A 342-nucleotide genomic window follows, 5' to 3' on the forward strand; every position below is an offset into this window, starting at 1 on the left:
CTCGGTGACGGCGACGACAACCGCGCTGAAGCTGGCCGATTACGTGGTGACCGAGGCCGGGTTCGGGGCCGATCTCGGGGCCGAGAAGTTCATGACCATCAAATGCCGCAAGGCCGGGATCGCACCGTCCGTGGTGGTCTGCGTGGCCACGGTGCGGGCGATGAAGATGAACGGCGGTGTCGCCAAGGCCGACCTGGGCGAAGAAAATGTCGAGGCGGTCAGGAAAGGCTGCCCGAACCTGGGCCGTCACATCGAGAACCTGAAATCCTTTGGCGTGCCGGTGGTTGTCGCGATCAATCATTTCGTGACAGACACTGAGGCCGAGGTGCAGGCGGTCAAGGA

General features: G+C 63.2%; 1 protein-coding gene. It reads left to right on the forward strand.

Going from position 1 to position 342, the window contains the following annotated elements:
• On the forward strand, nt 1-342 hold a 342-nt coding region (locus tag AB9K34_RS08695; RefSeq protein ID WP_369954039.1), incomplete at both ends, for a formate--tetrahydrofolate ligase.

This window comes from Sedimentitalea sp. XS_ASV28 (assembly GCF_041224545.1).
GTDB lineage: Bacteria > Pseudomonadota > Alphaproteobacteria > Rhodobacterales > Rhodobacteraceae > Sedimentitalea.